At 62.1% G+C, this 10,108-nt stretch carries 9 protein-coding genes; 8 read left to right on the plus strand and 1 reads right to left on the minus strand.

What is annotated here, in order from left to right:
• Positions 1-65: 65 nt before the first annotated feature.
• A complete protein-coding gene (locus KHO30_RS26560) occupies positions 66-1,175 on the minus strand; it encodes a 2-aminoethylphosphonate--pyruvate transaminase (RefSeq protein ID WP_093633225.1) in 1,110 nt (369 codons plus the stop codon).
• A 365-nt stretch (positions 1,176-1,540) separates the two neighbouring features.
• On the opposite strand from KHO30_RS26560, the gene phnS reads away from it, so the two are divergent.
• The 8 genes from phnS to KHO30_RS26600 all read left to right on the plus strand — a co-directional run bounded on the left by phnS (position 1,541) and on the right by KHO30_RS26600 (position 9,742).
• Positions 1,541-2,632 (plus strand): 2-aminoethylphosphonate ABC transporter substrate-binding protein, encoded by a 1,092-nt coding sequence (gene phnS, locus KHO30_RS26565; RefSeq protein WP_093632797.1) that lies wholly within the window; start codon positions 1,541-1,543, stop codon positions 2,630-2,632.
• An 87-nt stretch (positions 2,633-2,719) separates the two neighbouring features.
• A complete protein-coding gene (phnT, locus tag KHO30_RS26570) occupies positions 2,720-3,820 on the plus strand; it encodes a 2-aminoethylphosphonate ABC transport system ATP-binding subunit PhnT (protein ID WP_211702809.1) in 1,101 nt (366 codons plus the stop codon).
• The gene (locus tag KHO30_RS26575; RefSeq protein ID WP_154564295.1) at positions 3,798-4,742 is read left to right on the plus strand and encodes a 2-aminoethylphosphonate ABC transporter permease subunit; all 945 of its coding nucleotides are present in this window, start codon (positions 3,798-3,800) and stop codon (positions 4,740-4,742) included. The genes phnT and KHO30_RS26575 overlap by 23 nt, the downstream gene beginning before the upstream one ends.
• Positions 4,732-5,595: a 2-aminoethylphosphonate ABC transport system, membrane component PhnV gene (gene phnV, locus KHO30_RS26580; RefSeq protein WP_211702810.1), complete on the plus strand. Its 864-nt coding sequence runs from the start codon at positions 4,732-4,734 to the stop codon at positions 5,593-5,595. The genes KHO30_RS26575 and phnV overlap by 11 nt, the downstream gene beginning before the upstream one ends.
• Positions 5,596-5,680: 85 nt before the next feature.
• The gene (locus KHO30_RS26585; protein ID WP_211702811.1) at positions 5,681-6,415 is read left to right on the plus strand and encodes a phosphonate utilization associated transcriptional regulator; all 735 of its coding nucleotides are present in this window, start codon (positions 5,681-5,683) and stop codon (positions 6,413-6,415) included.
• A 57-nt stretch (positions 6,416-6,472) separates the two neighbouring features.
• Entirely contained in the window at positions 6,473-7,729 is a 1,257-nt protein-coding gene (gene phnA / locus KHO30_RS26590) for a phosphonoacetate hydrolase (protein ID WP_211702812.1), read from the plus strand.
• A complete protein-coding gene (phnY, locus tag KHO30_RS26595; RefSeq protein ID WP_200619612.1) occupies positions 7,726-9,177 on the plus strand; it encodes a phosphonoacetaldehyde dehydrogenase in 1,452 nt (483 codons plus the stop codon). Before phnA ends, phnY begins: the two co-directional genes overlap by 4 nt.
• 4 nt (positions 9,178-9,181) lie before the next feature.
• The gene (locus KHO30_RS26600; RefSeq protein ID WP_054039260.1) at positions 9,182-9,742 is read left to right on the plus strand and encodes a phosphonate degradation HD-domain oxygenase; all 561 of its coding nucleotides are present in this window, start codon (positions 9,182-9,184) and stop codon (positions 9,740-9,742) included.
• Positions 9,743-10,108 lie beyond the last annotated feature (366 nt).

The following is a 10,108-nucleotide window of genomic DNA, read 5'->3' on the forward strand; positions in this document are numbered from 1 at the left end:
CGGCGTGGGCGCATGAGCGAGCGCCCCGCATACCTGCGCGCCACGACTGCTCTGCGGCATCCACATCACTTCACGCGAATCCCAAGCCATTTCAGCGTACGGTCGATCGCGGCCACTGCGCTACGTAGTTCGTCCGCATCGATCGCGCCGATGCAACCCACGCGGAACGTGTCCACTTGCGTCAGCTTGCCGGGATACAGCACGTAACCCGCCTCGCGCACCGCGGCATAAAAGTTTGCAAAATTCCACGCGGGGTCGCGCGGCGCGTAGAACGTGACGATCACCGGCGCCTGTACTTCGGGTTTCAGAAACGGTTCGAAGCCGAGCGCTTTCATGCCGCTTACCAACGCCGCGCAGTTCTGCGTATAGCGTGCGCCGCGCGCCGCTTGTCCCCCTTGCGCGAAGAACTGATCGAGCGCCTGACGCAAAGCCGCGACCACATGAGTCGGTGGCGTGAAGCGCCACTGCGTCGTCTTCTGCATATAGACGTATTGATCGTACAGATCCAGCGCGAGCGACGGCGAACGTCCTTCGCAGTGTTCCAGCACGCTGCGCCGCACAATCACGAATCCCATGCCCGGCACGCCTTCCAGGCATTTGCCGCTCGCCGAGATCAGCGCGTCGATGCCGCCGCGCCGTAAGTCGATCGGCAGCGCGCCGAATGAGCTCATTGCGTCGACGATCAGGCTTTTGCCGTGCCGCTGACACACCGCGGCGATATCGTCGAGCGGATTGAGCAGGCCGGCGCTCGTTTCCAGATGGACTTGCGCGACGTGAGTGATACGCGATTCGCGATTCAGGGCGTCTTCGATGGCGGCCGCGCTGACCGGTTCGTCCTCGCGCAGCGTCAGTTCCACATAAGCGATCCCCATACGCTGCAATATTCGGATCAGACGGGCACAATACGCGCCGTTGTTCGGAACCAGCACGCAGCCTTGACGCGGCACCAGCGTGCCGAGCGCCGCTTCGACCGCGAACGTACCGCTGCCTTGCAGCGGTACGCAAACATAGTCATTTTCGCCATGTACGATTTTGACGAGGTCGGCGCACACGCTATGGGTCATACGGTTGAACGCGGCGTCCCACGAGCCCCAGTCGCGCAGCATCGCCTCGCGGGTTTGCGGCGAAGTGCTCAACGGGCCCGGGGTCAGCAGGATTGGATCGTTTCCAGGAATCACAGCGCCTCCGTCATCAGATGAATGTCCGTCGCCCGGGCAGGGTGACGAAAAGATTGATTTGGATATTATTGGCGAATTGTGTCAATTGTTGGAATTCGCCAGAATCGTCATGGCGTTGTCATGGAAACCTGTGATCCTTGCCGTGCCCGTTCAGGCATGGCCGGCAGCGCGAATGTGGTAGGTGAGCTGTAAGTCAGGCTGGAGAAGAAGCAGCAAAGTTGTCGGCAATCTGCAATTCGGGCGAAACTGCACGGCAACTGGCTGCGGGCAACACGCAAGCGGCGCGGCGCTACCGCCGTTCAATCACAACAGGTATCGGGATATCCCGACCGTCTGGTTTTTTGCCTTTCGGAGAGAGCGACATGACAAAGACGAATTCCCTTCACGCCACGGCTGGCCTCGCACGCAAACTGTTGCCGGCGCTGATCGCCGCGGCAGCATTCGGCGGCGCGGCGATGCAGGCCCACGCGGCTGACGCAGTGGTGCTGTACACCGCCGACGGCCTCGAAAACCTCTATAAGGATGTGCTGCCGGCCTTCGAAAAGAAGGAAGGTGTGAAGGTCAACATCGTCACGGCCGGCAGCGGCGAAGTGGTGAACCGCGCCACCATCGAGAAGGATCAGCCGAAGGCCGACGTGATCGTCACGTTGCCGCCGTTCATCCAGCAAGCCGACCAGGCCGGCCTGCTGCAGGCTTATCAGAGCGCCAACTACAAGAACGTGCCGGCGATCGCCAAGGCGCCGAACGGTTCGTGGGCGACTTTCGTGAACAACTACTTCTCGTTCGCGATCAACCCGGACGTCACGAAGAACCAGCCGAAGACCTTCGCCGACCTGCTGCACCCGGACTACACCGGCAAGGTCGCCTACTCGAACCCGGCTACGGCTGGCGACGGTATGGCCGTGATCATCCTGACCACGTCGTTGATGGGCGAAGACAAGGCGTTCGACTATCTGAAGAAGCTCGAAGAGAGCGCCAAGTTCCACACCAAGGGCACGGGCTACCTCGACGTACTGCTCTCGCGTAACGAAATCGCCTTCGCGAACGGCGACCTGCAGATGGATCTGGACGATGCAGCGAACGGCGGCCTGTCGCTCAAGCCGATCTTCCTCGCAGCCAAAGCCGGCGATAAGCCGACCACGTTCCAGCTGCCGTACGCGATCGGCCTGATCAAGAACGGTCCGAACCAGGCTGAAGGCAAGAAGCTGATCGACTACTTGATGTCGACCGATGTGCAATCCAAGGTGCCGGACATCTTCGGTATCCCGGGCCGCACGGACGTGCCGCTCGCCGGCAAGAACGGCGAAGCAGTCAAGAAGGCGATCGCCGGCGTGACGTTGATTCCGGTGGACTGGACGCAAGTGATGGCGAAGAAGGCTGACTGGACGGCACGTTGGAAGAGCGATGTGATCGGCTCGTCGGGCAAGCAGCTCGAAGTCGTCAAGCCGAAGTAAGCCGCAGTTCGCAATTGAGTCAGGCGGCGCTTCCTGCATTCGTGCGGGGCGCCGTATCAGCATTAATCCAGTTGGAGGATGAACCCGGTGAATACGGCCAGTCTTGCTCACCCAGGCGCGCTCGGCGCGTCACCGGACGCGCTCGACGGCGCGCGTTCGAACACGCCGGGCGGCGTGCAGATCGACCATCTGACGGTGCGCTTCGGAACGCGCACCGTGCTCGACGATCTGTCGCTGACCATTCAGCGCGGCGAATTGCTCACCGTGCTCGGCCGCAGCGGTTGCGGCAAGACCACGCTGTTGCGTTTCATCGCCGGGTTCATCGAAGCGGACGGACTGTCGGGCACTTTGACCGTCGCCGGTCACGACCTGACGCACGTGCCGCCGCATAAGCGCAATCTCGGCTTGCTGTTCCAGAGCTATGCGCTGTTCCCGCATCTATCGGTATTCGACAACGTGGCTTTCGGCTTGCGTGCGCGCCGCACGCAGTCGAAGGATGTCGCGCGACGTGTCGCCGACGCGTTGAAGCTCGTGCAACTGGGCGACGCCGGTCATCACATGCCAGCGCAATTGTCGGGCGGCATGCAGCAGCGCGTGGCGCTCGCGCGTGCGCTTGTGATCGAGCCTGATGTGTTGTTGCTCGACGAACCGCTTTCCGCACTCGACGCCAATCTGCGCGCCTCGGTGCGTTCCGAACTGAAGGCGCTGCACGAGCGCCTGCCGAATCTGACGATCGTCTGCGTGACGCACGATCAGGACGACGCGCTGGTGCTGTCCGACCGCACGCTGCTGATGCGCGAAGGCCGCATCGCCCAACTCGGCACGCCGCAACAGCTGTACGACACGCCGAGCGACGGTTTCGTCGCGCGCTATCTGGGCGCGGCCAATCTGTTGCCCCCGCAGGTCGCATTCGGCATGGACGACGTGCGCTACAACGAGCGCGAGCGGGTCGCGTGTCTGCGTCCGGAAGCGCTGCGTATCGTGCCGCTTGGCGAAGGTCAGTTGCATGGCGCGATTACGTCGGTCGAATGGTACGGCGCGGTGTTGTCGGTGTCGGTCGCTCTCGACGCGATGCCTAACGAGCCAGTGCTGGTCACCATGCAGCGTGGCCACGGCATGATGCCGGAGAAGGGCGCGCGTGTTTCCCTGCGTTATGAGGCTGACGATGTCGTCCTTATCAACCCCTGATACCCCAAATTCGATCAGCGAAGCCGCTGCCGATGCCCGCCGCAGCGCGAGTGCGGCCTCGCACACGGCGGCGGTGAAGCGGCGCGAACGCGCGGCGCAATGGCACCTGCTGTTCCTCGCGGTGGTCGTGCTGGGTCCGCTGGTGATCTATCCGCTCGTGCGTCTGGTGCTGCTGAGTTTCACCGGTCCGCACGGTTTGAGTCTGCAGGCCTACTCGGCGTTTTTCGGCAATCCGGAAACGCGCGGCGTGGTCGGCACCACGCTGTGGATTCTGTGTGTGAGCGCCGGGCTCGCATCCTTGCTCGGTATCGGTCTCGCGTCGCTATTGTTCTTCAAGCCGTTTCCCGGCGCGCGTATGGTCACGCGTTTTCTTGAACTGTTCGTCGCGTTCCCGTCGTTTCTGGTCGCGTTCACGCTGATCTTTCTGTACGGCTCGCAAGGCTCGGTCAGCATCGCCTTGCAGCAGCTGTTTCATCTCGAGGCGCCGCCGCTCAATTTCCTGTTCGGCGTGGGCGGCGTGATTCTCGCGGAAGTGGTCTTCTACGCGCCGTTCGTCGTGCGTCCTACGCTGGCGTCGTTTGCCACGCTCGACATGCGTCTGATCGAAGCGGCCCGCAGTCTCGGCGCGAGTGGCTGGATGGTCGCGTTCAAGGTGATCCTGCCGCTCGCGTGGCCGGGCATCGCCGCGGGCACGATCCTGTGTTTTCTGCTGACCTTGAACGAGTTCGGCATTCTGCTCGTGCTCGGCAGCGCGCATCTGATCACGCTGCCGGTCGCGATCTACAGCTCGGCGACCGTCGACCTGGATCTGCCGACCGCCGCCGCCGGCGCGGTCGTGATGCTGATCATGTCGTTGTCGCTGTACGCGTTGTACCGCCAGGTCAACCGTCGCAAGGTGAAAGGAGCGGGCCATGGCCGTTGAACTCGACCCAACCGTTTTGCCGGTCATACACAAGAAGGCGCGGCCGGTGCGCCGCAGTCTGCCGGTGCGCATACTCGGCAGTCTGTTTCTCGGCTTTGCCGCGTTGCTGTGCTTCTGGCTGTTCGTCTTGCCGGTGCTGGTGGTCGCGCTGTCGAGCGTCGCCGGGCACTGGTCGGGCACGATCCTGCCGGACAGCCTCAGCACACGCTGGTTCGAGCGGCTCGGTTCCAGCGACTTCGACGCGCTGACGACGAGCCTCGGAATCGGCATGGGCGTCGCGGTGCTCGGCACGATTCTCGGGCTATGGCTGGCGCTGGCTCTCGAAGGCCGTGACCGGCGTGGTCTCGGCGCGTTCGTCGACACCATCGCGATGATGCCCAACGGCGTGCCGAGCGTGGTGCTCGGATTGGCCGTGCTGATCGCGTACCACAAGCGTCCACTCGATCTGTCGAGCTCGGCGGCCATCGTCGTGTTCGTGCAGCTCGCGCTGGTGCTGCCGTTCTGCTACCGCTGCGCGGCCGCCGCGTTGCGTCCGGAATTGACCATTCTGCGGGAAGCTGCGGCGAGCCTGGGTGCGCCGCCGTCGATGGTGCTGCGCCGCGTCGTGCTGCCGCAACTGGTGCCGGCGATCCGCGCAAGTCTCGCACTCGGTTTCGCGCTCTCGCTCGGCGAACTCGGCGCCACGCTCACCGTGTACCCGCCGGGCTTTGCGACGGTGCCGATCGTGGTGGTCGGGCAGGTGGAGCGTGGTTATTACCTGCCGGCCTCCGCGTTGTCGCTGATTCTGCTGATGGTCTCGCTTGCTGCGTTGCTGCTGATCGCGGCGCGTGTCCCGCGCCGTCGGGTGGGCTGACGGGCACCTTCTGATTGTTGTGTTTGCGTGCGCATGCCAGGCGGCGGGCACGCAGGCACATATCGATGTGGCGAAATTTGTCAAAATGACCGAATATATGCAAACTGCTTCTGTCGATCCGATTGAGGTTGTGCGCAGGCATTCGCTGACGACGCTGGTCCGCGACGAAATCGAACGGCACATCATCGAAGGGGCACTCGCACCCGGCGACAAACTCAACGAAGCCGATTGGGCCGCGCGTCTGCAAGTGTCGCGCGGGCCGGTGCGCGAGGCGTTTCGCGCGCTGGAGCAAGCGGGTCTCGTGCGCACTGAGAAAAACCGCGGCGTGTTTGTGCGGACAGTGTCGCTGGCGGAAGCGGACGAGATTTATGCGGTGCGCGCGGTGCTTGAAGAAGCGGCTTGCCGGATGCTGGCTTCGCATATCGATGCTCAGAAGCTTGCGGTGTTGCGCGAGTGGCTCGACGCGATGCGCGCCTCGCTCGATGCGCAGGATCACGATGCCTACGCGCGCGCCAACGTGGCGTTTCACGACGCGATCGTGGCGGCGTCGGGCAATGTGAAGCTGTATGAGACGTATCGAAGGCTGGTGAGCGAATTGAGTCTGTTTCGCCGCGCCGCGCTGGTGGTGCATGCCGATGCGATGGAACGCTCGCTCGCCGAACATCGCGCGATTCTGACGGCGCTGGCCTCGCGCGATGCCGAACATGCTGCGGCGTTGATGCATGCTCATGTGAACGGTGGCCTGCAGCGCGCGCGTGAGGCGTGCGAACCGGCGGGGTCGTTGGGTGCGGTGCGGATGTCGGCGGCATCGAACGATTGAGACTGGCTGCAACGGATTGACTGGAGCACACGTGCTCTCAACGGACGGAAGGTAACAATGGCAAACGCAAGCGAACGTACGATCGAAGTCAACGGCCGCAGTTACCGGCTGCCCTCGCAACCCACGGTCGTGGTGTGCGTCGACGGCTGTGAATACGATTACCTCGAAGCCGCAGTCGCGGCCGGCGTCGCGCCTTTCATCGGCAAGATGCTCAAGGGCGGCGCGGCCTTCAAGGGTGACTGCGTGATTCCGTCGTTCACCAACCCGAATAATCTTTCGATCGTGTGCGGTGTGCCGCCCTCGGTGCACGGCATTTGCGGCAACTACTTCTGGGACCCGGACGCGAACGGCGGCGAAGGCGCGGAAGTGATGATGAACGATCCGGCCTATCTGCGCGCGGGGACCTTGCTGGCTGCCGCGGCGGAAGCAGGCGCGGCGGTCGCCGTGGTCACCGCGAAAGACAAGCTGCGCCGGCTGCTCGGCTGGCAATTGGAGGGCATCTGCTTTTCGGCGGAAAAAGCCGACAAGGTGACGCGCGAAGAAAACGGCATCGATGAAGTACTCGATCTGGTCGGCTTGCCGGTGCCTGATGTGTATAGCGCGGGTTTGTCCGAGTTCGTGTTCGCCGCCGGTGTGCGGCTTGCTGAAACCCGCAAGCTCGACCTGATGTATCTGTCGACCACCGATTACATTCAACATAAATGGGCGCCGGGCACCGAAGGCGCGAACGCGTTTTACGCGATGATGGACGGCTACCTCGCCAAACTCGATGCGCTCGGCTGGGTGATCGGCCTCACCGCCGACCACGGCATGAACGCCAAGCACGATCCGAAGACTGGCGAGCCGAATGTGATCTATCTGCAGGACGTGCTGGATGATTGGCTTGGCGTTGGCCGCGCCCGTGTCATCTTGCCGATTACCGATCCCTATGTCGTGCATCACGGCGCGCTTGGTTCGTTCGCGACGATTTACCTGCCGCACGATGTGAGCGTTACGCAGGTGATCGAACGGATCGGCGGATTGCAGGGCATTGAAGTCGTGCTCGACAATCACGCCGCTTGCGAGCGCTTCGAGCTGCCGAATGACCGCGTCGGCGATATCGTCGTGGTCAGTACCCGGCATGTGGTGCTCGGCACGCGTCGCGACGAACACGATCTGTCCGGACTGACCGTGCCGTTGCGTTCGCACGGCGGCATCTCCGAGCAGGAAGTGCCATTGTTGTTCAATCGCCGCGTCGAGGGTTTGCCTTCTGGGAAACGGTTGCGCAACTTCGATATCTTCGACGTCGCTTTGAATCACGTGTCGCCATCATGAACGCCGTGCTGCGGGACCATCCGGCATTTCGGGCGGAAGCGCTGCGGCTCAAAGGCGAGCGCGCGATGCGCTCGCGCACGCTCGACGTGTTCGATCCTTATTCAGGGACGCGGGTGGGTACGGTTCCGTTGGCGAGCATCGACGATGTGCGCGCCGCGTTCGAATACGCCGCCGCCTATCAGGCGAAGCTCACGCGCTACGAGCGCTCGCAGATTCTCGAACGCGCTGCGGCGCTGCTGCGGGAGCGGACCGAGGAAGCTTCTGACCTGATTTCGCTCGAGTCGGGTTTGTCGAAGCAGGATTCGCGCTATGAGATCGGCCGCGTCGCCGATGTGTTCAAGTTTGCCTCGATCGAAGCCTTGCGCGACGACGGGCAGAGTTTTTCCTGCGATCTCACGCCGCATGGCAAGAAGCGCCGGGTGTTTTCGCAGCGTGAGCCGCTGGCGGGTGTGATCGTCGCGATTACGCCGTTCAACCATCCGATGAACCAGGTCGCGCACAAGATTGCGCCGGCTATTGCAACCAATAATCGCGTGGTGTTGAAGCCTTCGGAGAAGGTGCCGTTGTCGGCGTTTTATCTGGCGGACATTCTTTATGAAGCGGGTTTGCCGACGCCGATGCTGCAGGTGCTGACCGGCGATCCTCGCGAAATCGCCGATGAACTGATTACGCATCCTTTGGCCGATCTCGTCACTTTCACCGGTGGCGTGGCGATCGGCAAATACATTGCGGCGAAGGCAGCTTACCGGCGCGTCGTGCTGGAACTGGGCGGCAACGATCCGCTGATCGTGCTCGAAGACGCCGATCTCGATCGTGCGGCAACGTTGGCCGTGCAGGGTTCGTACAAGAACTCCGGGCAGCGGTGTACTGCAGTCAAACGAATGCTGGTGCAGAAGAGCATCGCGGCGGACTTCACCGATCTGGTTGTGGAGAAGACGCGCGCATGGACCTATGGCGATCCGTTCGATGCGTCCAATCAGATGGGCACGGTGATCGACGTCGCCGCCGCGCAACTATTCGAGGCGCGTGTGAACGAGGCCGTCGCGAGTGGTGCGCGCTTGCGCATCGGCAATCAGCGCGACGGCGCGCTTTATTCGCCGACGGTGCTGGATGGCGTCGACCCGTCAATGACATTGGTACGCGAGGAAACGTTCGGCCCGGTGTCGCCGATCATCACCTTCGATACGCTCGACGACGCCATTCGTATTAGTAACGGGACGGCGTTCGGATTGTCCTCCGGTGTGTGCACGAACCGGCAGGACGCGATCACGCGCTTCATCAATGAATTGCGCGTGGGAACAGTCAACGTGTGGGAAGTGCCGGGGTACCGGATCGAACTGACGCCGTTCGGCGGCATCAAGGATTCCGGGCTTGGCTATAAGGAAGGTGTTCAGGAAGCGATGAAGAGCTTCACCAATCTGAAGACCTTTTCATTACCGTGGGAGTAAGAACGTGGCATTGAGTCTGAACGACATCCGTTCGTTATATGAGCAATATGGCAAGCTCGCCTATAGCGGCGAACCGGTGACGCAGCTTGAACATGCGCTGCAGAGCGGCGCACTGGCGGAAGAGGCGGGTGCCGACGATGAACTCGTCGCCGCCGCGTTTTTGCATGACCTCGGCCATCTGCTGAATCTGCAAGGAGAAACGCCGACGGAGCGGGGCATCGACGATCTGCATCAGTATTTCGCGCTGCCGTTCTTGCGGCCGGTGTTGTCGGACGCGGTGCTGGAGCCGATCCGGTTGCACGTCGACGCCAAGCGCTGCCTCTGCGCAATCGACGATGCGTACTTCGGCCAGCTTTCCGCTGATTCGGTGCGGAGCCTGGAATTGCAAGGCGGCATCTTCAGTAAGGAAGAGGCAGAAGCGTTCCTGCAGAAGCCCCACGCGGAAGACGCATTGCGCCTGCGCAAATGGGACGACCGCGCAAAAGAAGAGAACCGTGCGACGCCGGGGCTCGATCATTATTTGAGCGTAGTCGAACGTGTGATGCAGAAGCACGTGGCTGCCTGAACGAGGTGGTTTTCGACTGGGCTTCGGGTGAGCTTGTTGTGCCAGTCGTTTTCAGTTCTCGCGCCATTTCTGGCGCAGTCCATGCGTATCAAAATAACGCTTGCAAGGGGCCGTTTGGCTCGCTAGAATCTCGCTCTTTCGTGCTTCGGACACCGGAGCACGGGGAGCGGGAGAGCCAGCAGTGGCAAGGCTTTGCGCGATGTGGGCAGGTTCAGGAAGTTAGAAAAACCTGTTGACGGCGTAGCGAAAGTTCTTCATAATCTCGTTTCTCTGCTGCTGATGCAGCGACGCAGAACGAAGCGGTGCCGGGTAGTTGAAGTGGGCAGCGGTTCGGTAGTGAATGCGGACTCGATCTTTAAAAATTAA

The sequence above is a fragment of the Paraburkholderia aspalathi genome, assembly GCF_905220735.1.
Classification (GTDB): domain Bacteria; phylum Pseudomonadota; class Gammaproteobacteria; order Burkholderiales; family Burkholderiaceae; genus Paraburkholderia; species Paraburkholderia aspalathi.

Coding starts and splice junctions, on each gene's coding strand:
- phnS (WP_093632797.1), top strand. CDS start 1,541: ATGACAAAGACGAATTCCCTTCACGCCACGGCTGGCCTCGCACGCAAA.
- KHO30_RS26575 (WP_154564295.1), top strand. CDS start 3,798: ATGTCGTCCTTATCAACCCCTGATACCCCAAATTCGATCAGCGAAGCC.
- phnV (WP_211702810.1), top strand. CDS start 4,732: ATGGCCGTTGAACTCGACCCAACCGTTTTGCCGGTCATACACAAGAAG.
- KHO30_RS26585 (WP_211702811.1), top strand. CDS start 5,681: ATGACCGAATATATGCAAACTGCTTCTGTCGATCCGATTGAGGTTGTG.
- phnA (WP_211702812.1), top strand. CDS start 6,473: ATGGCAAACGCAAGCGAACGTACGATCGAAGTCAACGGCCGCAGTTAC.
- phnY (WP_200619612.1), top strand. CDS start 7,726: ATGAACGCCGTGCTGCGGGACCATCCGGCATTTCGGGCGGAAGCGCTG.